At 28.4% G+C, this 25,209-nt stretch carries 32 protein-coding genes and 1 riboswitch; of the genes, 20 read left to right on the forward strand and 12 right to left on the reverse strand.

The genetic code is table 11. From position 1 onward, the window contains the following. Position 1: 1 nt before the first annotated feature. The gene (locus LXD69_RS01555; protein WP_246916929.1) at positions 2 to 367 is read left to right on the forward strand and encodes a hypothetical protein; all 366 of its coding nucleotides are present in this window, start codon (positions 2 to 4) and stop codon (positions 365 to 367) included. Positions 368 to 416: 49 nt separating this feature from the next. Here LXD69_RS01555 and LXD69_RS01560 read toward each other — a convergent pair whose 3' ends face one another. Next, positions 417 to 620 carry a hypothetical protein gene (locus LXD69_RS01560; RefSeq protein WP_246916931.1) on the reverse strand — a complete coding sequence of 68 codons (204 nt, stop codon included), beginning with the start codon at positions 618 to 620 and terminating at the stop codon, positions 417 to 419. 255 nt (positions 621 to 875) lie between these two features. On the opposite strand from LXD69_RS01560, the gene LXD69_RS18040 reads away from it, so the two are divergent. From LXD69_RS18040 to LXD69_RS01635, 15 genes are all read left to right on the forward strand, one after another. Beyond that, a complete protein-coding gene (locus LXD69_RS18040) occupies positions 876 to 2,144 on the forward strand; it encodes an RHS repeat domain-containing protein (protein WP_317236309.1) in 1,269 nt (422 codons plus the stop codon). Next, positions 2,114 to 2,689, forward strand: coding sequence for a hypothetical protein (locus tag LXD69_RS01570; protein WP_246916934.1), 576 nt, complete (start codon positions 2,114 to 2,116; stop codon positions 2,687 to 2,689). Before LXD69_RS18040 ends, LXD69_RS01570 begins: the two co-directional genes overlap by 31 nt. Before the next feature lie 290 nt (positions 2,690 to 2,979). After that, a complete protein-coding gene (locus tag LXD69_RS01575; protein WP_246916936.1) occupies positions 2,980 to 3,120 on the forward strand; it encodes a hypothetical protein in 141 nt (46 codons plus the stop codon). A gap of 258 nt (positions 3,121 to 3,378) precedes the next feature. Beyond that, on the forward strand, positions 3,379 to 3,867 hold the full coding sequence (locus LXD69_RS01580; RefSeq protein WP_200894145.1) for a GNAT family N-acetyltransferase: 489 nt from the start codon (positions 3,379 to 3,381) through the stop codon (positions 3,865 to 3,867). A 245-nt stretch (positions 3,868 to 4,112) separates the two neighbouring features. Then, entirely contained in the window at positions 4,113 to 4,964 is an 852-nt protein-coding gene (locus tag LXD69_RS01585) for a hypothetical protein (protein WP_246916939.1), read from the forward strand. A 383-nt stretch (positions 4,965 to 5,347) separates the two neighbouring features. Then, a complete protein-coding gene (locus LXD69_RS01590) occupies positions 5,348 to 5,719 on the forward strand; it encodes a hypothetical protein (protein ID WP_246916942.1) in 372 nt (123 codons plus the stop codon). A gap of 5 nt (positions 5,720 to 5,724) precedes the next feature. Beyond that, on the forward strand, positions 5,725 to 6,234 hold the full coding sequence (locus LXD69_RS01595; protein WP_045968679.1) for a hypothetical protein: 510 nt from the start codon (positions 5,725 to 5,727) through the stop codon (positions 6,232 to 6,234). 78 nt (positions 6,235 to 6,312) lie between these two features. Further along, on the forward strand, positions 6,313 to 6,486 hold the full coding sequence (locus tag LXD69_RS01600) for a hypothetical protein (RefSeq protein ID WP_246916945.1): 174 nt from the start codon (positions 6,313 to 6,315) through the stop codon (positions 6,484 to 6,486). 229 nt (positions 6,487 to 6,715) lie between these two features. After that, positions 6,716 to 7,378, forward strand: coding sequence for a class I SAM-dependent methyltransferase (locus LXD69_RS01605; RefSeq protein WP_246916948.1), 663 nt, complete (start codon positions 6,716 to 6,718; stop codon positions 7,376 to 7,378). Between the two features lie 38 nt (positions 7,379 to 7,416). Next, positions 7,417 to 8,019, forward strand: a complete 603-nt coding sequence (locus tag LXD69_RS01610; protein WP_045968684.1) for a Crp/Fnr family transcriptional regulator — start codon at positions 7,417 to 7,419, stop codon at positions 8,017 to 8,019. A gap of 50 nt (positions 8,020 to 8,069) precedes the next feature. Further along, positions 8,070 to 8,519, forward strand: a complete 450-nt coding sequence (locus LXD69_RS01615) for a DMT family transporter (protein ID WP_246916951.1) — start codon at positions 8,070 to 8,072, stop codon at positions 8,517 to 8,519. Positions 8,520 to 8,521: 2 nt separating this feature from the next. Beyond that, positions 8,522 to 9,247, forward strand: coding sequence for a GNAT family N-acetyltransferase (locus tag LXD69_RS01620; protein WP_045968688.1), 726 nt, complete (start codon positions 8,522 to 8,524; stop codon positions 9,245 to 9,247). A gap of 131 nt (positions 9,248 to 9,378) precedes the next feature. Beyond that, positions 9,379 to 9,600, forward strand: coding sequence for a hypothetical protein (locus LXD69_RS01625; RefSeq protein ID WP_045968690.1), 222 nt, complete (start codon positions 9,379 to 9,381; stop codon positions 9,598 to 9,600). A gap of 142 nt (positions 9,601 to 9,742) precedes the next feature. Next, positions 9,743 to 9,810: riboswitch (Fluoride riboswitch) on the forward strand. Positions 9,811 to 9,840: 30 nt separating this feature from the next. Further along, positions 9,841 to 11,154: a voltage-gated chloride channel family protein gene (locus LXD69_RS01630; protein ID WP_246916954.1), complete on the forward strand. Its 1,314-nt coding sequence runs from the start codon at positions 9,841 to 9,843 to the stop codon at positions 11,152 to 11,154. A 15-nt stretch (positions 11,155 to 11,169) separates the two neighbouring features. Continuing rightward, the gene (locus tag LXD69_RS01635; RefSeq protein ID WP_045968692.1) at positions 11,170 to 11,766 is read left to right on the forward strand and encodes an HPP family protein; all 597 of its coding nucleotides are present in this window, start codon (positions 11,170 to 11,172) and stop codon (positions 11,764 to 11,766) included. Positions 11,767 to 11,821: 55 nt separating this feature from the next. On the opposite strand, the gene msrB is transcribed toward LXD69_RS01635, so the two are convergent. The 5 genes from msrB to msrA all read right to left on the reverse strand — a co-directional run bounded on the left by msrB (position 11,822) and on the right by msrA (position 15,679). Continuing rightward, positions 11,822 to 12,265, reverse strand: a complete 444-nt coding sequence (msrB, locus tag LXD69_RS01640) for a peptide-methionine (R)-S-oxide reductase MsrB (protein ID WP_246916956.1) — start codon at positions 12,263 to 12,265, stop codon at positions 11,822 to 11,824. A gap of 11 nt (positions 12,266 to 12,276) precedes the next feature. Beyond that, complete coding sequence (locus LXD69_RS01645; RefSeq protein WP_246916958.1) at positions 12,277 to 12,780, reverse strand: peptide-methionine (S)-S-oxide reductase; 504 nt, start codon at positions 12,778 to 12,780, stop codon at positions 12,277 to 12,279. A gap of 11 nt (positions 12,781 to 12,791) precedes the next feature. Next, the gene (locus tag LXD69_RS01650) at positions 12,792 to 14,357 is read right to left on the reverse strand and encodes a protein adenylyltransferase SelO (protein WP_246916961.1); all 1,566 of its coding nucleotides are present in this window, start codon (positions 14,355 to 14,357) and stop codon (positions 12,792 to 12,794) included. Between the two features lie 18 nt (positions 14,358 to 14,375). Further along, positions 14,376 to 14,636, reverse strand: a complete 261-nt coding sequence (locus LXD69_RS01655; RefSeq protein WP_045968699.1) for a glutaredoxin family protein — start codon at positions 14,634 to 14,636, stop codon at positions 14,376 to 14,378. A gap of 512 nt (positions 14,637 to 15,148) precedes the next feature. Then, positions 15,149 to 15,679 carry a peptide-methionine (S)-S-oxide reductase MsrA gene (msrA, locus tag LXD69_RS01660; RefSeq protein ID WP_246916963.1) on the reverse strand — a complete coding sequence of 177 codons (531 nt, stop codon included), beginning with the start codon at positions 15,677 to 15,679 and terminating at the stop codon, positions 15,149 to 15,151. A gap of 255 nt (positions 15,680 to 15,934) precedes the next feature. Between msrA and LXD69_RS01665 the strand changes: the two genes are divergently transcribed. The 3 genes from LXD69_RS01665 (at position 15,935) to LXD69_RS01675 (ending at position 19,009) form a co-directional block, all read left to right on the forward strand. Beyond that, complete coding sequence (locus LXD69_RS01665; protein WP_246916966.1) at positions 15,935 to 17,404, forward strand: sulfatase-like hydrolase/transferase; 1,470 nt, start codon at positions 15,935 to 15,937, stop codon at positions 17,402 to 17,404. 396 nt (positions 17,405 to 17,800) lie between these two features. Then, a complete protein-coding gene (locus tag LXD69_RS01670) occupies positions 17,801 to 18,349 on the forward strand; it encodes an inclusion body family protein (RefSeq protein WP_045968705.1) in 549 nt (182 codons plus the stop codon). A 93-nt stretch (positions 18,350 to 18,442) separates the two neighbouring features. Next, positions 18,443 to 19,009, forward strand: a complete 567-nt coding sequence (locus tag LXD69_RS01675; RefSeq protein WP_246916968.1) for an AidA/PixA family protein — start codon at positions 18,443 to 18,445, stop codon at positions 19,007 to 19,009. Here LXD69_RS01675 and LXD69_RS01680 read toward each other — a convergent pair. The 5 genes from LXD69_RS01680 to LXD69_RS01700 all read right to left on the reverse strand — a co-directional run bounded on the left by LXD69_RS01680 (position 19,002) and on the right by LXD69_RS01700 (position 22,848). Next, a complete protein-coding gene (locus tag LXD69_RS01680; protein ID WP_045968708.1) occupies positions 19,002 to 19,463 on the reverse strand; it encodes an SRPBCC family protein in 462 nt (153 codons plus the stop codon). The genes LXD69_RS01675 and LXD69_RS01680 overlap by 8 nt on opposite strands. A gap of 100 nt (positions 19,464 to 19,563) precedes the next feature. Beyond that, positions 19,564 to 20,472 (reverse strand): TIGR01777 family oxidoreductase, encoded by a 909-nt coding sequence (locus tag LXD69_RS01685; protein ID WP_246916971.1) that lies wholly within the window; start codon positions 20,470 to 20,472, stop codon positions 19,564 to 19,566. A gap of 2 nt (positions 20,473 to 20,474) precedes the next feature. Next, positions 20,475 to 21,296 carry a DUF393 domain-containing protein gene (locus tag LXD69_RS01690; RefSeq protein WP_246916974.1) on the reverse strand — a complete coding sequence of 274 codons (822 nt, stop codon included), beginning with the start codon at positions 21,294 to 21,296 and terminating at the stop codon, positions 20,475 to 20,477. Continuing rightward, positions 21,293 to 22,003, reverse strand: a complete 711-nt coding sequence (locus LXD69_RS01695; protein ID WP_045969294.1) for a YqjF family protein — start codon at positions 22,001 to 22,003, stop codon at positions 21,293 to 21,295. The genes LXD69_RS01690 and LXD69_RS01695 overlap by 4 nt, the downstream gene beginning before the upstream one ends. Before the next feature lie 338 nt (positions 22,004 to 22,341). Next, positions 22,342 to 22,848 carry a GbsR/MarR family transcriptional regulator gene (locus LXD69_RS01700; RefSeq protein ID WP_246916975.1) on the reverse strand — a complete coding sequence of 169 codons (507 nt, stop codon included), beginning with the start codon at positions 22,846 to 22,848 and terminating at the stop codon, positions 22,342 to 22,344. A 125-nt stretch (positions 22,849 to 22,973) separates the two neighbouring features. On the opposite strand from LXD69_RS01700, the gene LXD69_RS01705 reads away from it, so the two are divergent. Then, positions 22,974 to 23,426 carry a hypothetical protein gene (locus LXD69_RS01705; RefSeq protein ID WP_246916978.1) on the forward strand — a complete coding sequence of 151 codons (453 nt, stop codon included), beginning with the start codon at positions 22,974 to 22,976 and terminating at the stop codon, positions 23,424 to 23,426. A gap of 153 nt (positions 23,427 to 23,579) precedes the next feature. On the opposite strand, the gene LXD69_RS01710 is transcribed toward LXD69_RS01705, so the two are convergent. Continuing rightward, entirely contained in the window at positions 23,580 to 25,208 is a 1,629-nt protein-coding gene (locus LXD69_RS01710; protein WP_246916981.1) for a pyruvate dehydrogenase complex dihydrolipoamide acetyltransferase, read from the reverse strand. Between the last annotated feature and the right edge of the window lies 1 nt (position 25,209).

The raw sequence follows: 25,209 nt of genomic DNA on the forward strand, positions 1-25,209 counted from the left end.
TATGAAAAAGCATATTTATAAATTTATCATTCTGGGATTTCTATTAGTTTTAGGATATTTAGTATTTAAAGGTTACAATTATAAAAAAGAAATAAATGAGAACAGCAAAACCACAATAGCTAAATTTTTGCACTATAAGAATTTTCCTAAAACAAAAAAGTATTATTTTAAATATTTTGTAAATGAAAAACGCTTTGTAAATTCTTATGGTCAAACACAAAAAGGATTTCACAAGAACAAAGGTAAATTCTATAGTATTAAATACTCTAAAAACGATCCTAATAAAATTATAGTAAATTTTGACAAAGAAATCACAGATACGGTTGCTATATTAGAAGCTGGATTTTCTATAGAAGATATAGAGTGATAGTGTTAATAGTATAAAAAAACCAGTTCTATTTGAACTGGTTTTTTTATTACATCATATTTATTTTAGCTGACTTTATAAAATGGTCAACGGTGGTAAGTAAACAATCTCTATCTTTTTCGGGTAGTGTAGCAATATCCTGAAATCGTTTTAACATTAAAGGGTCTTTGAATAAATCACTTTGTTCGTTTTCTCCTAAAAGATACCCTACTGAAGTATCTAATATATGGGCTAATTTTTTAGCAGCCCCCACGCTGGCGCAAGCATCTTGCTTGTGCCCACAAAGTAAATAAAGCAAAACCACTCTGTAAAAAGGGGTAATGTTTCAAAGTTAGTGACACCTATTTTTATAGTTATTAATCCATTGAGAAACAAAGTTTAATTGAAAAAAAGCATAGAAAAGGAACGCAATATTGCGTTCCTTTTTGTATTATATAAAGCCTTAAAACGAAGAAAACAATAAAAACTAAGACCTTGTGTGTTAAAGTTAGTGATGCGTTTTTTACTTATGAAAATAGTTGTAGGCACCAATACTATTAGCTATATTTACAATGCAACAGGACAAAAAGTAAGCAAAATAGTGAATGAAGCAACTACCATAACCCAAACCAATTATCTAGCAGGAGGTTTTCAATACAAAAACAATGTATTGCAATTTTTCCCACATGCTGAGGGCTATGTAAAACATGAAGCAAACAATTACAGCTATGTTTTTAATTATACCGACCATTTAGGAAACGTAAGAGTCAGTTATTCAGATATAGATAAAAATGGTAGTTTAGGGGATGAATTACAATACTATTGTAAGCCTAGAGTCCCTTCAAATTGTATAGAGTATTTTACAAGCTCAATATTAGAGGAAAATCATTATTATCCTTTTGGACTGAAGCATTCAGGATATAATATAAATAATTCTCAACCTAATTATGCATATAAATATAATGGAAAAGAATTGCAAAGTGAATTAGGACTTGACCTTTACGATTATGGAGCTAGAAATTATGACCCTGCACTAGGTAGGTGGATGAACATTGACCCACTTGCGGAGAATAGTAGAAGATGGACACCATATAACTACGCTTATAACAATCCTATGTATTTTGATGATCCTGACGGGATGCAAGCAGACCATGATTATAAATATGGTACAGATGGTCAAATAACTTTAGCAAAAAAGACAGAAGATAAAACAGACAGATTAATAGCTGAAAATGGAGATGTTATTGCTGATAATATTGATCAAAGAATATTAAAAGATAATATAAATATATCTGAAAATGGTTTGTTGATTGATGGATTAGACAAAAATGAAGATGTTGATTTAAATGCAAGAGTTGGAGATTTAATGACTAAAGTATCTCTTTATGAGCAAAAAGAAATTAGTTGGGGGTTCTTTGGAGAAAATAAAGGAAATGGGGCGCAAATTGTTGTTTATAGTTATAAAGATAATAACTATAATACTAGTGAAGCTGTGCCAAGCACCTTTGGTAGTGATTATTCATTAGATTATGGTAATCATACTCATACAGATTTATTAAATGGAGGAGGCAGTAGTACTCCTAGTAGGGATGATATGGAAAATGCAAATGCAAGAAAAGGTAATTTTGTTTGGGGTAGAAAAGGAGTTTCTCAATATAATGAAAATGGGAAAATTATTCAACCTAATGGTAGTGATTTGATAAGAGATTATAGAAAAGACAGAATGAAATCAGTTTATGATATGAATTATATAAAGAAAACATTAAAATGGAAAAAAGAATTTACCTCTTCAAAATAGTATTAATATTTTTAGTGTTATCTGTGTTTTTTTCTTGTAAAAATAAAAACTCTAATAAAAACATAATAAAAGCCATAGAGTTGACAGAAAACAACTCGGTAATTAAAGACTCTATTAAACAATTAAAGAATAAAGGAGTAAATTTTCTTGTTTGTTTTGTTAAATCAGATGAAAGTTATCAATTTTTATCATTTAATTTAGTTAACGATCCTGGAACGAATAAATATCCTTACAATATTAAAACTAATTTTGAAATAAGGAATATAGAAGGTATTGATATTTTATTTAAAGATTCAAAAGATAAGTTTTTTGGTCAGAAAAAAAAGTCTGAAAAGAAAGTCCAAGAACTCTTAAATAAAAAGATTATATGTTTTGATTGTAAAGAATGGTTTAGAGATTATTATTTTGTTGAGTTTATTTTTTGTAAAAATAATTACAATAATTTTAAATCTTTTGACTCCAAAATACAAAATAAAGAAGAAGAAATAAAATATAAAGAAGAAAAACCTTATCATAAAGAAGTTTTTTATCCTGATTGCAATTAAATAAAAATCTTCTATAGATAAAAATATTAAACCACTTTTAACGGAGTGGTTTTTTTATGTTCAAAAAGATGACTTTTAGAGAAAATAAGGTTTAAGTACGTATAAATACGTACAAAAAAGGGTTAAAAATCAGTATAAATACGTATTGACAAACAGGAAATCAAAGTTTATATTTAGGGCTACGGTTTACCGTAAGGAAATGTAAAACAAATTAAAGTTATTTGTTGTTAAAAGTATAGCAATTAAAGAAGCTTAAAAAAGTATTTATTAATTAATCAAAAATCCTTATTATGGAAAACATTAAAGCAATTAAGCCAGGTCCAAAACCAAAAACACCAGATGGCACACCAGATGAAAGAAGACGAGTTAACCCAGAGAATCAACCAAAGCATCCAAAGTTAAAACCACATAAGCATAAGCCAAATGATTAGGAATTAACTTAAAAAACAGCTTCTTTAACTGTAAGCTTCCCTAAAAATCGGACAGTTATATTATAGGATAAAAAGAAGTATTTAGGGAGTGAGATACTCAAGATTTTGAAGGAGTATGATTAAGGAAATGTTGAGCTTAGAGTTGCTACCTTTGAGTAGACGAAAAAGTTAACCTCTCTTACCTAAAAATCAATAAAAAATTTATATTCTATTTTTGCATAATTAAACAAATCAGCTATCCTTTAAAATTTGGAATAAATGCCTTTAGATATAACAATTCGATTTGGTCAACTAAGTGATTTAGAAATTTTACAGTTCTTATTTGTTGAAACAATAAATTCAACATGCCAAAAAGATTATACGAAAGAACAATTAGAAGCTTGGATTTCAGGCGTTGAAAACAAAGATCGTTGGGTTAACATTATAACGAATCAGTACTTATTAATTGCAGAAAACAACGATGTTATAGTTGGGTTTTGTTCTTTAGATAATGGAAATTATATCGATCTTTTATTTATTCATAAAGATTTTCAAAGACAAGGTATTGCTCATACTCTTTATCTAACTATAGAAAAAGAAGCCAAAAAACAAAATCAAATCTTATTAACTGCTGATGTAAGCAAAACAGCAAAGCCTTTTTTTGAAAAAATAGGTTTTAATGTAGCTACGGAACAAATTGTCATAAAGAAAGGAATCGAATTGATAAATTACAAAATGAAAAAAGAATTAACAGAACTCTTAAATTAAAAATAGATTAACCTATCCCGTTATTCTATAAAAAGTAATTTCAAAAAAATGAAACTTTTTTAAATACAACAATCTCTATTTTTTATTTACAAAAAATATCTTTCGTGCTACCGTTTGATTATGAAAAACTTAGAGTTAAAAAACACTATAAACCTCTACTCTATCTGGCATTCTCTTGATTTAACAAAAAAATAGCCTCTTTTTTATTTGTATTTTCGCAACCCCAAATCAAATAAAAAATACCTATGAAAAAACAATTACTAGCTCTTTTTGGGCTTACTTTGTCATTATCAGTCCAAAGTCAAACCACAAATGAAAGTGTTAAGCTAAAACAAATTAAAAGTGTAGAAACCAACACTCTAAATGGAGATAAAATTACAAAGACATACTCCTTTCAAGATGGAAAATTAACTAGTATTAAAACATCTGATCTTATCCAATCTTTCTTTTATAATAAAAAAGGTATTTTAGATAAAACCGTTAAAGAAAGAGAAGGCAGTACATGGAAAGAAGTGGCTTCTTATTTTTATGATGAGAGTGATCGTTTAGTAAAATTTACAAGTAAATATGAAGAAGGAGATGAGAATGTTACTAAAACGGTAACTTTTAAACATGAAGGAAGCCGAATTATTGCCATTACTAAAAACAGTAATAGTTCTCTTAAATTCACTAAATACATTGATTACGTTGTAGAAAATGGAAAAATAATACGTGAATCTGAACGCAATTTAAGTCAAAAAATAATCAATAAAAAGGAAATGCATTATTACAAAGACAATCTATCTAGATATAAAGGATTAGTTGGTGATAAATCTATTGATAATTACACTTATGATGATAAAAATTCTGCGATGTTATTACTTGTAAAGAATGTTTTTGGAGAAAATTATCAAACTATTGTGCCTTTGATTGCACCACACGAAAACGAATTTCCTATAGAAAGTATTTCGTATCATAACTTTTTGAATTTTTCATCTACTGCTACTCACAAAACAAAATATGGCAACACTTATACTTATAATAATTTAAACTTTCCTAAAACTCATACTCAAAATAAAGGTAAGCTTAAAACAGTTGTTTCCTATGAATATGAATAAAACATAATTTTTAGGTTCATTACTTACTCTTACATAATTTTAAAAGAGGTTGAAGGTAAAATCTCAACCTCTTTTACTTTTTCTATAATTTTAAAAATACTTAAATTTATACTATCTCAAAAAAATGAAAAAATACGTATTTATACGTATTGATTACTGTAAAAAGAAAGCTTAACTTTGAAAATGAAAAATATTCTTAATCATCTATAATTCTTATATTTAAAACAGATTATAGTGTATTGAATATATAAAACAAACAAATAACAAATAAACCAACGCTTTGGGAAAATCGCTTACTAACTTTGATTAAAGTAAGGAAAGGGAATAGAGCGATTATACTATTATAATGGGATATTCACTAATCTTTTAAATTATTACTTATTATGAAAAAAACTAAATTGTTTTTATCTAGCATACTATTATCGGGTATGTTATTCATTTCTTGTGGAAGTGAGGAAACAACAGTTGAACAAAACGTGGAAACTATTTCGTTTTCAAAAACAGATGAAATGTTAAATTTTGAAAGTGCATTGAAAACATGGATGCAATTTAAAAAAGGAGACAAATTAAACACCAAACAAAACCCTACTCTAATTCTTGAAACTGAAAAAGCTTCTAAAGATTTATTAGTAGCAATTGGTAAAGATGAATTTATTGGAAAAGCTGAATTGTCTACTGATGAACTGGTACGCTTAACCATGAAAGAATACTCTAAAAAACTAACTGAAATGTATAACCAACAAAAAAATCATTAAACATTATGAAAAAAATAATCTTAATTGCAGCACTTTTAGTTGGTTTACAAAACTTTGCTCAAAAAACATTTGAAATATATAATTTTACAGGACAAACTGTAGAAATTGCTAGTATCATTACAAAAGGGACTTCAACTTATCCTGAATTTCACAGTAAACCTTTTGGGTTAATATCTATTCCTCCTGGAGGAAGTTTTACTTTGGAGAATGCTTCTAATGTTTTTAGATTTCCATTTGAATCGCCTACAAGTATACCATATATAGATAAATGGGAAAGATTAAATTCTCCTTCTTCTGGAACGGTACTTACAAGTCCTATTGCATGGTCTTTTGGTAATAGTCAAGTATTCCATAGAATGCTGTTTTATGTAGGTAGTAGTTATAACAATTTACCTGCTGTGCCAACAGGCGTAACAACTGTTGCTCCTGCGGTAACTGGAGCTGGATGGCAATTAGACTATGATTGTTCTAATCCTGCACCAAATGTTTGGTTTTATACTATTGTAATCTATTAATATAAATAGGGAATAATTTATTGCCTATCTTATAATTAACTGTGTAAAGCTATTAATGACCTTTGCACAGTTTTTTATTTGAAAAACTTAAGTGGTACAGGAACTTGGGAAAGTCCAATTGGTGGCGGACTAAATTTTAATGACAACATGCTATTTATCGCTACAAATGATAAGAGCGACAAAGTATTTTATGGAAATGATACTAAATTTGAATTAATTATGAGTAAAAATGATAAAATAAATGGATTGTAACTCCAATAAATTCAATTAGCAATGACAATTTAGGAGTTATAATATATGTATGCCTTTGACAAAGAAGACAATTGGAGTGAAAGGCTAAATAATTCTTCCACTGAAAGTTAAGATAAATTCATATTAGTCTAAACAACTAAAAAGTTTTTTTTATCAATTTAGAAAACCTTTTTTTATATTTGGTATAGATTATTTATTTACTTATTTTAAAAATATTATAGTTCTAAAAATGGAACCTAAAAAAATAGAATTGATTGAACTTGAAAGGCAATTAAGTTGTCCTACTGGCGATAATGGGATAAAAGTTGCCGAAAACATGAACTATACTAACATTAAAATGACCTTATCCTCTATTGAAAATTTAGAACTTAAAAATGAAGATTCTATACTAGAAATTGGACATGGAAATTGTGGTCATTTAAATAAAATATTAGAAAAAGGAAACGCTATTCAATATTTTGGTTTAGAAATATCGGACACCATGAAAAACGAAGCTGAAAGGATTAATAAAGATTTTATATTGAATAATACTGTTAACTTTCAAATTTATGATGGAAACACAATTCCTTTTCCAGATAATTCCTTCGACAAACTGTTCACTGTAAATACTATTTATTTTTGGAGCGATCCTATTTCTTTTTTAAATGAAATATTCAGAGTCTTAAAATCAAATGGAATTTTCACTTTAACCTTTGCCCAAAAAAAGTTTATGCAAAGTCTTCCTTTTGTAAAAGATAAATTTATGCTTTATAATAATGACACTTTAAAAGAGCTTATTTCAAAAACAAATTTTATAGTATTAGATATTATAAATAAAACTGAAAACGTAGAGAGTAAAATAGGTGATTTTGTTGAAAGAGAGTTTACTGTAATGAAATTAACAAAGAAATAATCTGATTTAGATTATTTCGTAATATTTACTCCTTTAAAATGCAAGAAATAGAAGCCTATTCACATTTTATTAAAAACTTTTTTACAGCATATTATCCTATAAGTGAAAAATCTACTTTACTTATGCTGTCAATTGCTACCGTTAAACACTTAAAAAAAGATGATTATTTACTAGCTGTCGGACAAATTTCAAAAGATGTTCATATTTTGTATAAAGGAATCGTTGTGTCAAGTTTTTTATATGACGATGGAAGTACTTATCATAAAAATATATTTTTAGAAGGTGATTTCGTTGGTTCAACTGTTTCTGCGTTAAAAAATGAACCTTCAAATTTTGCTTTAGAAGTTGTTGAAGATTGTATTATCATAAGCTTTGATTATAAAAAATATAGAACTCTTATTGAGGAAAATGTAGATTTAAAAAACTTCTATATTTCATATCTTGAAAAAAATTGGGTAATAGACAAAGAGCAACGAGAAATTGAAATAGTTATGAAAGAAGCTAAAGTTAGGTATATAAACTATATTAATCAACATGTTGATATAGAAAAAAGAATTCCTTTGCATTATATAGCTTCTCATTTGGGAATTACTCCTACGCAATTAAGCCGAATTCGAAAAGATTTGAAAAAAAAGTTATAGAATCAACATATGTAAATGCAAAACAAATTTCATCTCTGCAACTTTGCATTATGAAATTTATTATTGTATATCTATTAGCGTTTATCGGTGGTGTTTTCTTAGCTATTCAAGCTGGATTTAATACTCAATTAAGTGTTTTATTAAAACAGCCTATTTTGGCCGTTATTTCTACATCTATAACTAGTGCTGTTTTAGGCTGTGTTCTTATCTTAATTTTCGGAAAAGAGAATATTCAACCTAATACATTTGGACAAGTTCCTTGGTATTTATGGTTTGTAGGAGGTCTTTTTAGTGTAATTGGTATTTCTTTATACTTCTATACTATTCCTAAATTAGGCATTTCAAAAATGATTGCTTTAGGTCTTTGTGGGCAATTGGCTTTTTCTTTAATTGCAGGTAAATTTGGCTGGCTTAATCTTCCTATTGAACCCATAACAACAAAACGAGTATTAGGTATTTTAGCAATGATTATTGGTATTTTTTTAATTAACACTAAATAACTATGGACATTATTCAATTAAACATTAACAATCTTATTTCACTCTGGAAAACTGTGTGTAATCCTTTCAATAGTTATAATGAAACTGGTAATATTCATTATTGCTTGATTCCAAATTCTAAATGGCCTAATCGTATTTGGACTACAGATGAGTTAACAGATGATCAATTATTAAAAATTGCAGAAATTATAACACTAAATGAAACTGAGCTTACTTTTTCTTATTTTGATAAAATTGTCAATGGACAAGAAAACTCATTCGCTATCAGTCATAATTTTAAAAGCAAATCTATTCAATATGGTATGAGTTTACATCTTACTCGCCTATTTAAAACATCAATGAATTTGACTTTTAAGAATGTTAAAAATGAGAAAGATTCAAAAATATGGTGCGAAGCATTTGAGTTAGCATTTGGCTACAAAATAAGCGAAGAAACAGTTAACAAAAGTTATTCGAAAATTAATTATACTATTGTTCTTCATGAAAATGAAGTGGTTGGAACTGTCATCTTATATTTAACAAATCACATTGCTGGAATTCATAGCTTAGGTATTATTCCTGAAATGAGAGGAAAAGGTTATGCTCAAGAAATAATGTATTCTGTTTTAAATAATTCTCTAAATTCAGGAGCTCTTTTTGCTACATTACAAGCTTCTGAAATGGCAAGAAATATGTACCAAAAAATGGGCTTTTCAACTCAATTTATAATGCGAAACTTTCAACTTTAAAAAACTCAATAAGCTCATTTAAATCAACTTAACAATATAAAACGAGCTATTTTTATTTTTTTAAACTCTAAAAATCATTAAATTTATTCCATTAATAAACATTTAGACAGAAATCCAATGTTTTTAAAAAAATGGAAAATCAAACAATTAAACAATTTATTATGTTAAAAAAGAATTTAAAATTAGAAGGCGTTAAAGAGTTGAAAAAAAATGAATTAAAAAAAATAAACGGAGCTTCTCCTGTGGATCATTGTAGCAGAGCTTTACAAAATGCTGATACAGGAGTATATAGTTGTTTTGGTCCTTATGCTCTTGTAATATATAATGGTCAAGGATATTGCTGTCCTATTTAAAAAGTAAAAAATATAGAGTATTTATAAAGACAGATAATTGTTAATTATCTGTCTTTTTTATTACATACAACTAACAATAATATTAATAATCGCTATTAAGACAGTGATTGTATATTTATATTTTATTATTACATTTGCAAAAGAAATAGAAGGAAATGGTGTTCTTCCTTACCCAACCGCTTTCTAAAAGCTGATGACGCCTGATTAATATAATGTTTAATGCATTTAATCAGGATTACTATGCAAAAAAATAAAATAAAGAAGCCGTCATTCAGTAGTAGCATTACAACTCAAATAAACTTATTACTAAAACAATTTCCTGTAATTTCTTATCTTACAAAATGGCTATTTATTAGTTTAATTATTGGATTATGTATAGGTTCTGCTTCGGCTGGATTTTTAGAATCTTTAAATTGGGCCACAAATTTTAGGGAAAATCATTTATGGCTTATTATGTTTCTTCCTTTAGGAGGCTTACTTGTAGGCTTATTATATCATTATTTTGGAAAAGATGTAGAAGCTGGGAATAATATGCTTATTGATACTATACATAAGCCTAAAGAAACTATTCCTTTTAAAATGGCTCCTTTTGTTTATTTAGGAACTATAGTTACTCACTTTTTTGGTGGTTCGGCCGGACGAGAGGGAACTGCTCTTCAAATGGCTGGCGCTATTGCTGATCAATTTAGTAAACCTTTTAAACTAAATACAAGTGAAAGAAAAATTTTAATTATTGCTGCTATTGCTGCTGGTTTTGGTTCTGTTTTTGGAACACCATTAGCTGGTGCACTTTTTGGTTTAGAAGTTTTTTTAATAGGCCGAATTCGTTACAATGCTATTTTCCCTGCTTTTGCTTCTGCAATTTTAGCTGATTTAGTAACGGATCTTTGGCAAGCAAAACACACTCACTATCATATACCTACTATTCCTGAAGTATCGTTTACAACTATTTTATATAGTGTTTTAGCTGGTATTTTATTTGGTCTTTGTGCTGCTTCATTTAGTAAAATTATTCATTTTACAAGCTCAATATTTAAATCTAAAATTAAATTTCCTCCTTTACGTCCTTTTATAGGAGGTATAATTGTTGCTATAGCTGTTGTTTTAATTGGTACTACTAAATATATTGGTTTAGGAATTCCTACCATAGTAGAATCTTTTGAAATACAAATGCCAACTTATGATTTTGCTTTAAAAATGGCTTTTACAATTATAACGCTTTCCGCTGGGTTTAAAGGTGGTGAAGTAACCCCATTATTTTATATTGGTGCTACATTAGGAAGTGCTTTATCTCTTTTTATTCCACTACCAACTGGTCTTTTAGCAGGAATGGGATTTGTTGCTGTTTTTGCAGGTGCTACAAATACACCTATGGCTTGTATGTTAATGGGTATTGAATTGTTTGGTTCTTCATGTGGCATTTATATTGCCTTAGCTTGTGTAGTTGCTTATCTTGTTTCTGGGCATAATAGTATTTATGGAAAACAAATGATTGGCGAACCTAAACACAATAAGTACATTAATTATAGAAAAAAACGAATAAAAGATCTTTAATTCAGTTTACAAAAAATGGTAAAGAAGAAAATAAAACGAAAATTACGTATTTCAAGATATGTCATATATAAAGAAACATTAGTTGATTACAAAGAACATTTATGGTCTTTTATTGGAGCCTTTTTTGGTATTGGATTAATTGCATTTTTACAAAGTAATTTACTATCAAAAACTGAGAATATTTTCCTTATTGGCTCTTTTGGTGCTTCTTGTGTTCTTATTTATGGTGCAATTCAGAGCCCTTTAGCACAACCTAGGAATTTAATTGGTGGTCATACAATATCGGCAATTATTGGTGTCACAATTTATAAAATAATACCTGACATTATTTGGTTGTCAGCTCCTCTTGCCGTTGCTTCCTCTATTGTTTTAATGCAAGTTACCAAAACCTTACATCCACCTGGTGGCGCAACAGCTTTAATCGCCATTATAGGTACTGAAAAAATTAAAGAGTTAGGATATTTTTATGTTTTATCTCCTGTGCTATCTGGCACACTTATTTTGTTTACCCTTGCATTAATTTTCAACAATATAACTCCTCGCAGACAATACCCAACTAATAAACGGTTTACAAATTCTATTCGGAAAGTTTTTATTAAAAAGAAAAGTTAAGTACTTTCAATAAAAAAGCCTCGCTTGGATATGAAACGAGGCTTTGTGAATTATTCTATTTCATTTTTTTCATAGATATCGCATTCATACAATATCGCAAACCACTTGGTTCTGGTCCATCTGGAAAAACATGACCTAAGTGTGCATCGCATGTATTACAAACTGCTTCTACTCGAATCATTCCAAATGAAATATCTTTAACATAACCTACTGCATTTTCTTTTATAGGTTGTGTAAAAGAAGGCCAGCCTGTTCCGCTTTCAAACTTCTCATTTGCATCAAACAACAAAGTATCACAACAGATGCAACCATAAACTCCTGGCTCAAATAGAGAACATAATTCTGAACTATGTGGTCTTTCGGTTCCTTTTAATCGAGTTATTCTATATTCTTCTTCTGTTAATTGAGCTTTCCATTCGGCATCCGATTTTACTACTTTTTTGTCTGGGTCAGGATTACCTCTATTCGTAAAATGTATAATATTATTCCAATTTAGCATAATTTTAATTTTTAAGAGTTAATCGTTTTTTTAAACTCAATAGTATCTGAAAAAAGTCGCATAATTTTCTTTAACTTAGGATTTATAATATTCTTGCAAAAAGGCTTTTCAGGATTTTTTAAATAATAATTTAATTGTTCTTCTTTGTTCATTTCGAAAGAACGAAAGGATAATACTTTTGTAATTATCTTGTTATCAAATTCTTTTTGCAAATCATTAAGTATTGTTATTGCTTTATTTTCTTGCTCTTTTGAAAAATAATAAATTGCTGAACGATATTTTTCTCGCATGGAATGATTTGAAGTACAGCTATGTGTGTTTAAATGGACTTCAATTAAAGTTTTAAGACTCATTTTATTTAAGTCGTATTCAACAATTACGGCTTCTGAAAAAGATTCATTTTCATTAACGGATGCAATCCAACCTTGCTCTACTCTATTTACTCCTACTAATGATTGAAATATAGCTTCTGTACACCAATGACAACTACCTCCAAGTCCTATTTTTTCTATCATATTATTTTTTTTTAAGAACTACATGACAAGGCAGAACAGCCAATTTTATGTCGAGCCCAATCAGGTCTTTTAGCAAACCATTTTTCATACTTTGGTTGTTCGTCATAAGGATGTAAAAGCATTTCGTATAACTCATTTAACAAGTTATAATCACCTTTATTTGCATCGTCAATAGCTAATTGAGCCATATAATTACGTAAAACATATTTAGGATTAACCTTATCCATTGCTATTTTTCGTTCCATATTAGAAAGATTTTCTATATTCAATTGATTTAAATATAAGGTTAACCAATAAAACCAAGTATCTAAAGTTAAGTCTTTTACCTCATCAATAATATAAAAAGCATTTTTAATTTTTTCAAATGCTGTTTCAACCGAATCTTCTTTGTTAATTTCACTTAATTTTCTAAAGAAAATAGTCATGTCAGTCTCTGTAAGCTGAAGGTTTTCAGTTAATAAATACACTATATTTCTTGTGTTTTCATCTTCCTTTTTAATTCCTAGCTTATCATGCATCATTTTCAAATACTTCATCTCATACTTCTTTGAAAAATCATTCAAGATTTCTTCTAATGGCTTAGCTTCATCAATTAATGGATACAATGCATTGGCAAGTTGTAATAAATTCCATTGCGCAATTTTAGGTTGGTTACCAAAACGATAACGTTTATGTTCGTTATCCGTTGTATTAGGCGTCCAATTTGGATTATAATCCTCTAACCATCCATAAGGCCCATAATCTATAGTTACTCCATGTATAGACATATTATCTGTATTCATTACACCATGTACAAAACCAACACGCTGCCAATTTACAATCATCTCTAATGTATTATTAGCAACTGCTTCAAAAAAAGAAATGTATTTATCTTTACCTTCTGTTTTTATTTCAGGATAATAATATTTTATGGTAAAATCTGTTATTATTTTCAAGTTTTTATAATCTTCACGAGCTGCAAAGATTTCAAAATTTCCAAATCGAATAAATGATGGTGCCACTCTACAAACTATAGCTCCTTTTTCATAATCCGCATTTCCATTGTACAAAACATCTCTTAGGACTTCGTCTCCACTTAATAATAGTGCTAAAGAACGTGTTGTTTGAACACCTAAATGAAACATAGCTTCGCTACATAAATGTTCTCTAATAGAAGAGCGTAAAACTGCGAAACCATCACCACGTCTTGAATAAGGTGTTTTTCCCGCTCCTTTTAATTGAAGCATATAATATTGATTATTATGCTCTACTTCAAATAAATTTATAGCTCTACCATCTCCTAATTGTCCTGCCCAATGTCCAAATTGATGACCAGCATAACACATTGCATAAGGTTCTGTATTTTTTAAAACTTCTTTTCCCGAAAATACATTTAAAAATGCTTCTGAATGGGTATCTTCTTTTGATAAACCTACCAAATTAGCTACTTCCAATGCAGAATGAATAAGTTTTGGATTTGAAGGATTCTGTGGTTTCACATAAGAAAAACAGGCTTCTACTACTTGCCTAGGCTCGTTAACCTCAACTATATCTGAAGGCAATTCATTAGTAAATCTATTTTTTATATTGAGTTTCATTTTTGTTGTATATAAGAGTTACTTCTCTGTTAGCTTTTGCAATTCTTTTCCAATTTCAGTTTCTTTTGGATTTCTTAATCTCTTTGTGCCAATAACAATTGTAGGAAAGTTTAACTTTCTATTTTCATATAAATTTCTCAATTCGTCAGCATAAAATTCATTTTCTTCTACATCGTAAAACTGAAAATTTATATTTCGACTTTTAAAATAGTGAATATAATATTGTGTTTTATGACACCTATTAGCACCATAAATCTTAATAATTGGTAATTTAAGCATAATTTATAATGTTTTCAAAAATTCAATTGCTTTTCAACATTCAACTGAAAATCATTAAAGACAACATTGCTTTTTGATTTATTAAAATAAACCAAAGTGTTCCACTTGTTCTATAATCATATATAACTGAAGAAATATTATGAGTTTCTTCCGAACCTTCATCGTGTTTTGAAAGAAATTTTTAAATCCTATTTTTTTGCATTTCAATAATTTTATCACATGTATTGGTAGATTTCCTTTAAAAACAGTTTGAATCGCTAAAAAGATAGCTTTATCATTTCCCTTTTAATGCATTTACCATTTTTTGAAGTAATAATACTTCATGACTATGACAACCTAGACACCAATGCTAAAAACAATATATTACTTTAACCTTTCTTCATAATTTGATAATTGAATAGGACTTATTCATTACCGTTTTCATCAATCCATCTTTTCATCTTTAATTCTAGCGCTTTTCTTAGCTTAATTCCGTATTGTATTACATTTGTAGATATAACATTTCCCTTTCTTTATTTTAATTTATCGGCATACATTTTTCTTAGTTTAGCTATTTTTGGATCAATAACCGCTCTACAATAACCTGCTTCTTGATTTTCATTGTAATAATTTTGATGATAATCTTCTGCTTCATAAAAAACATCTAATGGTTTAAGCTCTGTTACAATAGGCATAGTATATACTTCTTGTACATTTTTAAACACTTTTTTCGCTATTTCTTTTTGTTCATCATTATGATAAAGTACAATAGAACGGTATTGTGTTCCTCTATCTGCTCCTTGGGCATTAAGAGTTGTAGGATCATGACTTGTCATAAAAATAGTCAATAAATCTTCATAAGAGATTTCATCAGCATCAAAAGTTACTTGAACAACTTCTGCATGACCTGTGTTTCCAGAACAAACTTCACGATAAGCAGGATTTTTAATATGTCCATCTGCGTAACCAGATACGATTTTTTCAATCCCTTTTAATCTTTGAATTACTGCTTCAATACACCAAAAACACCCACCTCCAAAAGTTGCTAACATTCTATTTTTCATTTTTTAAACCTTTCTTTTATAGTGTTGATTATTTACTTATACAAAGGTAGTATAGAAGTAATTTTTATACTTAATAATACTTCCTTTTTATTTGTGCTTTCTTCCCATAATTAAACTAAATACAATTTTAGCTTTAAAAATCAGGTATTTATACGCTATAAATAACTTTTTAATACTCTTAATTTTGAGTATATCTTAAAATATTTTCTAAAAGAAAAACAATAAAAAAAAAGCAAACAATAAAAACTTACAAAAATGGATTTCGAAAAAAGACTTGAAAAATTGTCTAAACCAGACATTATCTTAATTATTACTGACCAAGAAAGAGCCACTCAAAATTTTCCTATTGGTTGGGAAAAAGAAAATTTACATAGCCTTACATTCTTAAAACAAAATGGATTTAGTTTTGATAGAGCATTTTGTAATAGCTGTATGTGTTCACCTAGTCGTGCAACTTTATTCACTGGAACTTATCCTGCACAACATAATGTAACACAAACTCTAACTTTTGGTGGAGATTATTCTTCCGCAGAAGTAGAATTAAGCAATACATTACCCAATATGGCCAGAATGCTTATTGATGATGGTTATGATGTTCAATATCGTGGAAAATGGCACTTAAGCAAAGGTGAAGGAGAAAATGGATTAACCGCATCTGATGTAGCCTTATATGGCTTCAAAGGATGGGAAGCACCTGATGCAGGAGAAGATACTAAACCTGAAAACTTTGGTGGAGGATTTGCTAATCATGATAAAGATTATATCCAACAAGGAATAGCTTTCCTAGAACAAGTTAAAAAACGTCGCTCTAAAGGAGATAATCAACCTTATTGTTTAGTATTATCGTTAGTTAATCCTCATGATGTGTTATGCTATCCTGGTGGGTTTGATTATGGTTATAATGACAATTTCTTAAAAGGATCTATTGGTTTACCTAAGACTGTTAATGAACATTTATTAGTAAGTAAAAAACCAATGGCACAAGAGCAAATTTTAATTGGTTCTGCATCATTATTAGGACCACTTCAAACGGATGAAAAAAAACTAAATTACATTAATTTCTATGGGAACATGCTTAAATGGGTAGATAAGGAAATTAGTTTTTTCTTAGATACTCTTTATAAAAAAGACGTTAACAATGAAAGCTTAGCGGACAAAGCTATTGTATTTAGGTTATCTGACCATGGTGAAATGGGACTTTCGCATGGAGGATTACGCCAAAAAGCATTTGTAGCGTATGAAGAAGCTATTAGAATTCCAATAATTATATCAAATCCTATATTATTCCCAGCAGATGAACCACATAAATCAACCATGAATTTAGCTTCTCTGATTGATATAATGCCTACTATAGCTTCCTTAACTGGAGCTACTCCTCCTTCTGGATTACGAGGTGTAGACTTAACTCCTATACTTAAAGAAGATGTTTCTGTTCAAGATGCTATTTTATTTACGTATGACGATACTAAAGCTGGAGCTAATAATATGCCTTCTGCTGTGAAAGCCTCAAACAGACTGAGATGTATTAGAACAAAAGACTGGAAATTTGATTATTATTTTGACGCTTTAGGAGCTTATCCTACAGAATATGAACTGTATGATTTAAAGAATGACCCTGAGGAGACTACTAATTTAGCTTATGATTCTAATTATAAAGAGATACGACTAGAATTAGAATTAGCACTAAAAAAACTTGAAGCAGAAAAATTACTAATTCACAACTAACCCTATTTAATATAAAAAAACACTTGCAGTTTATCAAATAAACTGCAAGTGTTTTTTGTTCAAAAATTATTTTAAAGATAATTAATCTAATCATTTAAAAACATCTCCCAGTTTTAAAATAATTGTATTATTTATTACTTCAATTCCTTACCTCTTTTTTTTGATTATAATTTTGATTTATTAAACTCGTAAAAACACTTTTTACATCAAAAAAAAAACATAATTAATTAAAAAACAGGTATTTATACGGTTAAAAAAACAATCTATACTAAATACCTTTACATAGTAATATTACAAAATCCCAACGTGGAGTTCAGAAACCACATTAATAAACGAGGCGAAAACCTGAAAAGCCTTATGAGTAAGGAAACAAATAAATAAACAAACAAACAAATTATGAGTCAAAGTTTAGCAGCCTCATCGGCACAGATCGATGTTCTTGTAGTCATAGACACAGAGTACATCAAAAATAATTTTCCAAAGAATACTGACCCTAAAAAAGCTCAAGGTATAAATCATAACAGTCAATATATGATTTGCTATAGTCCTAGAGGAATTGTTTCTGGTCAAGGAACAGCAGATTTGAGTTTTAAAGCTAATGTTGGAGATAATGTTTCTTTTAGAGGCACATCAATTCAACAAAATTCTGATGATTCAGTAATTCTTTATGGAATTGAGTACTGGAAAGGAGATAAAGTTTTTAATACATTTACTACTAATATTGTTACTCGAAATAGAGCTGTTCAGCCTAATCCTGAACAACAAAATGGTATTCCACCTGTTTTAACAACTCAGAATTTTACAAGTTATGATTCTAAAATTGCTAGAGGCGGAACTGAAAACTTCTATGTTTACATTGCTGTCTATACTCTTGCTAGTGATGGACAAACACAAGAGTTATATGGATATTACTATTGGGATCCACAAGTTGTTGTTCCAACCTAGTTTTTCATCAACTTTATTAAACATAAGGTCTTAATTGAGAACACGAACATGAGAAATCTAGTTCGTGTTTTCTAAATTTAAATATATATTATTATGATGATGTCTACAATAACTCAACAGTCTATTTTTAAAATTTTGATTGTAATTGATACCGTTGAAATTCAAAAAAGATATACAAATCCAAATATTAACTATGATGAACCTATTAAAATAGATGAATCGACTTGGTTTGCTATCTATCCAAAAAAAACGAATCATAAATTACCTGATTCTCTACATTCTGTTTTTTTTCAGGCAAAAAAAAATCATAAAATTTCTATTTCAGGGATTTCTATTGATGGAAATTCGTCTGATAGTATTATGCTAAATGAAATTGAAAACTTTAATACAAAAAAAGAAACTTCTAATTTGTTTACATCAGTTTGTACTTCTAGAAATATTGTTACAAGTTATTTAAATACTGATAATGATCTAGCTATAACTAATACTAATCAAAATTTTATCTGGTTTGAATCTACTATTGCTTCTTTCGGGAAAAATAAATTTAAAATTATATTTTCAGTTTACAATTTAGATAATAATGGTAATCAACAAAATTTATATGGCTATTTCTGGTTTCCTTTAGAAATAAACATTCGCAAAAAATCAATATTCAATTAAACTTTTCATTTTCTGAAGTATTTTTTAAAACTTGATTCCTATATAGAAGAAATTTAGTAAGGTGTTTTTTTAACAGAAAGTAATCAAATAATTTTCCAAATATTCCAAATGGGGTTTCATATTGCAAAATATCTTGCATTATTGTAGTACCTTCTCTTTGTTCAAATAAATGTTGATGCTTAAATGATTTGAAATGCCCTTTTAATTGTTCGTCTATAAAATAAGTAGGAAATTCCATTTCAGATATGATACTTTGATGTTGAATATAAATCCCAAAATGTTTTCCTTTCCAAGTTACTGTTTCTCCTTTTTCTATTAATCCTAATGTAACTCCTGCAATTGCTTTTTCTTGCGTTTGACTAGCTGATTTTTGATGCAAATCAATATTTCTAGAATTATTGAATACCGTAAATATTGGAGCTTTTATTTCAGTAGTAATGTGTATAACTGTCATATCTTTTTTATTAAAGAGTTAATTGTTATTTTCTTTATTTTTTAGAAGGATAAAAAAGACTATCGAAAATAAATTATATTATCAATGATATTAAAGTTTGTTATGACACTAAATTCTTAAATGTTTTCTCAATAGTATCAAATTGAAATTGAAATCCTTTTTGAAGCAACCGTTCTGGAACTACGTTTCTACTTTTCAAAACTAATTCAGATTCTGTACCAATAATTTTAGCTCCCATTTTTAAAAGTGATATTGACATTGGCAAACCAATTGATACTTTAACTGATTTTCTTAATCGGCTCATAAATATTTTATTTTTAATTGGTTTTGGTGCTACAATATTTACAATTCCAATCATTTTTTCTTGAACTACAAAATCGAGAGCTCTTGCAAAATCATATTCATGAATCCAACTTATAAATTGATTACCATTACCTTGTTTTCCTCCAAAACCTGTTTGTACTAATCTTTTTAATGGAGCAAAAGCACCTCCACTTTTTCCCAATACTATTGAGGTTCTTAAGGCTGTTTTTAATGTATTTGGTGTTTCTGTTTCAAAAAAAGCTTTTTCCCAAGCTTTAGCTACATTCATAGAAAAATCATTTCCTATTTCTCCATTGTTTTCTGTCATTTGCTTATCTTCAGAATGTCTATATATCGTTGCTGTAGATGAATTTAACCAATGTTTTGGTGGATTTTTACATTTTAAAACGGCTTCATTTAATATTTTAGTACTATCAATTCTTGATTTTAATATTTCTTGTTTATTCTTATTTGTATAACGACAGTCTACTGATTTTCCTGCTAAATTGATTAATACTTCTGTATTTTCTAATTCATTTTCCCAACCTGTTAATGACACTGTGTTCCAATTAACATATTTAATATTATTTCTCATTCTTGATTTTCCTCTTGTTAGAATCACAATTTCATCAAAACTATTATTAAAATAATTCACTAAAACTTGTCCTAAAAACCCTGTTCCTGCTACTATGACTATTTTTTTCATTTTCAACTATTTAAAATGATTAATAATGCTATTATTCGATATAAAACCCAAGTCATTGTTAAATACTTTGGTAATTCTAAAAGTTTAATTCTTCTGAAATGTTCTAATATCATTATACTTACAGTTAATCCAAACCAACCTAAAATTAGATATTCATTTATAATTACAAATTGGTTTAATAATAAAATTGGCAATAAGACTAAACTTCCCATTACTGAAACTGTAACTAAGTTCCCTATATAATTAAGTTGTTTTTGTTTATCTAATTTTTGAATAAACAAATATTGAAATCCAATTTGTCCAATAGCTAAAAGTATTTCTCTTCCAAAATTAGCTTTAGGTAAAAGTGTAATCATTTTTGCATATTGAAACAATATAATTGCAGTAAAAAAGTTTGCAAATAGAATATAAAACATTCTATATTTTACATTAAAATCAGGAACACATTCCGTTGTATTTTTATTTTTAATTACACTTGGTGCAATTACTTTTCTGTTATAAGAAATAAATTTATATACTTTTTTTAGTCCATAATTTATTGGTTTCCAATTTCCTATTTTTTCTATCCAAGGAAATGAAGTTCCAATTACTTTTAGTAAACTATCAATCCCATAAAAAACTTTTTTATTTTGGGTATCAACTAAAGCTATTTCATTTTTTGCTCTATTAAAATCGATATAATTTTGTTCTTCCTTAATTATAGAAGCATATGATTTACGTCCATTTTCATCTAACATTTTTACTTTAATAAATCCAGAAGTATAAATATTGCATAATGGACAATCTTCATCATAAAGAAGTGTATGGTTGTTTAGCGTTTTCATCTTATTTTCCTTTTATTTTCAACACTTATTTCAGAACCTTCTGCTAGAATTATTGAATTTGGTTTCATTTCTTTTAAATGGGCAAATTCCTTTCCATATACATTTTCAAAATCAACATTAATTTTTGTTCTAATTACTTCATATTGCTTCCATCTAGGATGTTTTACTTCATATTCAAATGTTGTATTGTTATTAAATTTAGTATAACCAAAATAATGTTCGCAAATAAACTCTGCCTCTGTATTCTCCTCAATAGGAAGTAATTTGCTTTTAACTGTTACATCAATTGAATTCCATTTGTTATCTAACTTCCATTGATATCCAATATCCATTTTTCCTTCAGATAATATGATGTTATGATTCATTGGAAGTGTTTGATAGTGCTCTTTATAAATTGTATTAGCAACAAGAGTTAAGGCATATTTTGGAACAATTTCTTTAATAAATACCACACCTCTCTTCCATTCGTTATTTTCAAAACGTTTTACATAAAACCGAAGATTAACTTCTTCAAAATTAACATGGAATGGAATTTTAAATCCCAACAATTTGGTCTCTTGAAAGAGAAAGCCAACTAAACTTACATAGCATTTTCCGTTATAAAAATCTATTTCAGTCCCTTTTGGAAGGTATTTTTCCAAAATTGAAGCGTCAATTTCATAATTAATTAAAGCTAAATTTTTCCATTGTGCAGTTAAAAAGCTCATGTTCATTGTATTTTGTTTATGAATAATAAAAGTTAAGAAAAAGATCAAAAAAATCGGTATTGAGAATAGCCAATTAAAACTACCATCCCAAAGACAGAAAAAGACTATTACTAAGGTAAAATATACATATATGCATTTATTTTTTGGAAATTGTATCAGAAATAAAATAGCAGCTAAAACTTGCAATATTCCCGTAAAAACCAGCCCATAAGCTCCAAATAGTAATAATAACAAAGCTACTATATTTATGCCTTTTATTAGTTTAAGAATTGTTTTCATGCTTTTTTTTATTTTTAAACTTTCAGAAAAAAATGAAAGTTTTGATTAAATTTTTTTCTTTATTTCTTCATTATTTTTACAACTAGTTTGGCTAACCAATTGTCTTTATACTCGGTAATTTTATCTAAAACGTTATCTGCTTTTAAAACAAATTCATATAATTTGCCCGTCTGTTCTATAAAGTGTTTTTCTTCTTCCGTTTTATAGGCTTCAATAGATGAAACTTCTTTTAATACTTTTAATGTTGGTTTTATTTCTCTTTTACTTCTTTCTCTTGAAATTTTTACAGCTAATTCGTCTAAATCTTTTTCAGCTATAAAAAATTCTCTACGTTCACCTGCTTTATATTCTTTATAAACAATTCCCCAATCCATCAAAGCGCGAATGTTCATACTTGCATTCCCTCTTGAAATTTGCAATTCTTCCATAATATCTTCCATTGAAACTGGCTCATTACTAACCATTAACAAAGCATGAATTTGAGCCATAGTTTTATTAATTCCCCATTGAGAGCCAAGTGCTCCCCATGTTTGAACGAATTTATTTTTAGCCTCTTTAAATTGCATTTATTATCTCTTTAATTTGATACTACAAATGTATATAAAAGTTTTTAAACTTTCAAAAAAAAATGAAAGTTTGTTTTTGGCACAATAATTGATTTTAGTTTAAAAGAAAACAAACAAGATGCCTTATGAAATATACATTTAAAAATAACTTAGGAAGTTTAAGAAAAAGTTTTAAAATATTTGCAGCGACATTTGTAATACTATTTTCATTACAGAGTAATGCTCAAAAAGTTGCAATTAGTATCAATGTGAATTCACATCCTGAAGTTCACAATCACTATGAAGAGGTTGAATATTATTATTACCCAGAAATTGAGGCTTATTATGACACTCATTCATCTGTTTACATTTATTATGAGTCTAATAATTGGGTAAGATCAAGATATTTACCAAGATACTGCAGAGATTATGATGTAAATAGAGGTTACAGAGTGGCTATTGATTATCATGGTCATAGACCTTATACTCATTTTAAAACTCATAGAGTAAAATATCACAAACCATCATATAAAAAGGTTTATAAGCATAAACATTATAAAAAACACAAAAGACATTATTATGATGAAGATGACGATTAATTGCCATAATTTTTAATTGTTAGATTTTAAAAAACGAATTATTTTAAATAGTTCGTTTTTTTTATCTCTATTCCTTTTTTAAATAATTTAATATCATAAAAAAACTGCCTAAAAAATTATTTAGACAGTTTTTATATATTGTAATTATGTTTTTTATGCTAACATGGTAACAGGGTTTTCCATAAATGATTTGAAAGTTTGTAAAAACTGAGCTCCTGTTGCTCCATCAACTGTTCTATGATCACAAGCTAAAGTAACAGTCATTGTATTTCCTACAACTATTTGACCATTCTTTACTACTGGTTTTTCAACAATTGCTCCAACTGATAAAATAACTGAATTTGGTTGATTAATAATAGAAGTGAAAGATTGTATTCCGAACATACCTAAATTAGAGATAGTAAATGTACTTCCTTCCATTTCTGCTGGTTGAATTTTCTTAGTTTTCGCTCTTCCAGCCATATCTTTAACATTTGCTCCTATTTGAGATAAGCTCATTTGATCTGTAAATTTCAACACAGGAACTACTAATCCGTCTTCTACTGCTACAGCAACACCAATATTTACATGGTGATTAATAATCATTGCATCGTCTTTCCATTGTGAATTTACTTGAGGATGTTTTTTTAATGCCATAGCACTTGCTTTAACAACCATATCGTTAAAGGAAACTTTAGTTTCTGGAAGAGCATTAATTAATCCTCTTGAAGCAATTGCATTATCCATATCTAACTCAATTGTTAAATAATAATGTGGAGCAGTAAATTTAGATTCTGCTAAACGTTTTGCAATTACTTTTCGCATTTGCGAATTTTTAATTTCTTCTTGGAATACTTCTCCTGCTGGAACAAATGGTTTCACATTTGCAACTGTTGAAGTAGCTTGAGAAACTTCCGTTTCAACTGATTTAGTTACTACAGAAGATGGTGTGAAATTCTCAACATCTAACTTTACAATTCTTCCATTTTCTCCAGATCCTTTAACCTGACTTAAATTTATTCCTTTTTCTTTAGCTATTTTTTTAGCTAAAGGAGAAGCAAAAATTCTACCACCTGAGTTAGTTTCAGAAACTGAAGTATTAGAATTAGAAACTACAGCCTCTTTTTCTTCTGTTTTAGTTTCAGTTTTTACTTCCTCAGCAGAATTATTACCTGAATCATTTTTATAATTAGCAACTATATTAGAAACGTCAGTTCCTTCTGGTCCTAATATTGCTAAAATTGTATCAACTGGTGCAGAATCTCCTTCTTGAACTCCAATATAAAGTAGAGTTCCAGCATTAAAAGATTCGAACTCCATTGTTGCTTTATCCGTTTCAATTTCGGCTAAAATATCACCTTCATTAATTTTATCACCTACTTTTTTAAGCCATGTTGCTACAGTTCCTTCTGTCATTGTATCGCTCAAACGAGGCATTGTAACAACAACTACTCCTTCAGGAATTGTAACAGCGTCATTTGTTTCTACTTTCTTTTCTTCAACATTTGTATTCTCTTCAGTAGCAGATGTTTTATCTCCTGCTAATATTCCTGAGATATCTTCTCCTTCTTTACCAATAATTGCTAATAATGAATCTACAGCAGCCGTTTCACCTTCATTTATTCCAATATGTAATAACGTTCCAGCATTAAAAGATTCAAATTCCATCGTTGCTTTATCCGTTTCAATTTCGGCTAAAATATCACCTTCATTAATTTTATCGCCTACTTTTTTAAGCCATGTTGCTACAGTTCCTTCTGTCATTGTATCGCTCAAACGAGGCATTGTAATTACTGTTGCCATA

Origin of the sequence: Flavobacterium sediminilitoris (assembly GCF_023008245.1) — a bacterium.
Lineage (GTDB): Bacteria > Bacteroidota > Bacteroidia > Flavobacteriales > Flavobacteriaceae > Flavobacterium > Flavobacterium sediminilitoris.

Coding starts and splice junctions, on each gene's coding strand:
- LXD69_RS01695 (WP_045969294.1), bottom strand. CDS start 22,003: ATGAGCTTTTTAACTGCACAATGGAAAAATTTAGCTTTAATTAATTAT.
- msrA (WP_246916963.1), bottom strand. CDS start 15,679: ATGAAAAATAGAATGTTAGCAACTTTTGGAGGTGGGTGTTTTTGGTGT.
- msrB (WP_246916956.1), bottom strand. CDS start 12,265: ATGCTAAATTGGAATAATATTATACATTTTACGAATAGAGGTAATCCT.
- LXD69_RS01675 (WP_246916968.1), top strand. CDS start 18,443: ATGATGATGTCTACAATAACTCAACAGTCTATTTTTAAAATTTTGATT.
- LXD69_RS01610 (WP_045968684.1), top strand. CDS start 7,417: ATGCAAGAAATAGAAGCCTATTCACATTTTATTAAAAACTTTTTTACA.
- LXD69_RS01555 (WP_246916929.1), top strand. CDS start 2: ATGAAAAAGCATATTTATAAATTTATCATTCTGGGATTTCTATTAGTT.
- LXD69_RS01685 (WP_246916971.1), bottom strand. CDS start 20,472: ATGAAAAAAATAGTCATAGTAGCAGGAACAGGGTTTTTAGGACAAGTT.
- LXD69_RS01700 (WP_246916975.1), bottom strand. CDS start 22,848: ATGCAATTTAAAGAGGCTAAAAATAAATTCGTTCAAACATGGGGAGCA.
- LXD69_RS01680 (WP_045968708.1), bottom strand. CDS start 19,463: ATGACAGTTATACACATTACTACTGAAATAAAAGCTCCAATATTTACG.
- LXD69_RS01585 (WP_246916939.1), top strand. CDS start 4,113: ATGAAAAAACAATTACTAGCTCTTTTTGGGCTTACTTTGTCATTATCA.
- LXD69_RS01635 (WP_045968692.1), top strand. CDS start 11,170: ATGGTAAAGAAGAAAATAAAACGAAAATTACGTATTTCAAGATATGTC.
- LXD69_RS01705 (WP_246916978.1), top strand. CDS start 22,974: ATGAAATATACATTTAAAAATAACTTAGGAAGTTTAAGAAAAAGTTTT.
- LXD69_RS01605 (WP_246916948.1), top strand. CDS start 6,716: ATGGAACCTAAAAAAATAGAATTGATTGAACTTGAAAGGCAATTAAGT.
- LXD69_RS01615 (WP_246916951.1), top strand. CDS start 8,070: ATGAAATTTATTATTGTATATCTATTAGCGTTTATCGGTGGTGTTTTC.
- LXD69_RS01625 (WP_045968690.1), top strand. CDS start 9,379: ATGGAAAATCAAACAATTAAACAATTTATTATGTTAAAAAAGAATTTA.
- LXD69_RS01655 (WP_045968699.1), bottom strand. CDS start 14,636: ATGCTTAAATTACCAATTATTAAGATTTATGGTGCTAATAGGTGTCAT.
- LXD69_RS01570 (WP_246916934.1), top strand. CDS start 2,114: ATGGAAAAAAGAATTTACCTCTTCAAAATAGTATTAATATTTTTAGTG.
- LXD69_RS01645 (WP_246916958.1), bottom strand. CDS start 12,780: ATGATAGAAAAAATAGGACTTGGAGGTAGTTGTCATTGGTGTACAGAA.
- LXD69_RS01665 (WP_246916966.1), top strand. CDS start 15,935: ATGGATTTCGAAAAAAGACTTGAAAAATTGTCTAAACCAGACATTATC.
- LXD69_RS01620 (WP_045968688.1), top strand. CDS start 8,522: ATGGACATTATTCAATTAAACATTAACAATCTTATTTCACTCTGGAAA.
- LXD69_RS01690 (WP_246916974.1), bottom strand. CDS start 21,296: ATGAAAACGCTAAACAACCATACACTTCTTTATGATGAAGATTGTCCA.
- LXD69_RS01630 (WP_246916954.1), top strand. CDS start 9,841: ATGCAAAAAAATAAAATAAAGAAGCCGTCATTCAGTAGTAGCATTACA.
- LXD69_RS01710 (WP_246916981.1), bottom strand. CDS start 25,208: ATGGCAACAGTAATTACAATGCCTCGTTTGAGCGATACAATGACAGAA.
- LXD69_RS01595 (WP_045968679.1), top strand. CDS start 5,725: ATGAAAAAAATAATCTTAATTGCAGCACTTTTAGTTGGTTTACAAAAC.
- LXD69_RS01670 (WP_045968705.1), top strand. CDS start 17,801: ATGAGTCAAAGTTTAGCAGCCTCATCGGCACAGATCGATGTTCTTGTA.
- LXD69_RS18040 (WP_317236309.1), top strand. CDS start 876: ATGAAAATAGTTGTAGGCACCAATACTATTAGCTATATTTACAATGCA.
- LXD69_RS01575 (WP_246916936.1), top strand. CDS start 2,980: ATGGAAAACATTAAAGCAATTAAGCCAGGTCCAAAACCAAAAACACCA.
- LXD69_RS01590 (WP_246916942.1), top strand. CDS start 5,348: ATGAAAAAAACTAAATTGTTTTTATCTAGCATACTATTATCGGGTATG.
- LXD69_RS01580 (WP_200894145.1), top strand. CDS start 3,379: ATGCCTTTAGATATAACAATTCGATTTGGTCAACTAAGTGATTTAGAA.
- LXD69_RS01650 (WP_246916961.1), bottom strand. CDS start 14,357: ATGAAACTCAATATAAAAAATAGATTTACTAATGAATTGCCTTCAGAT.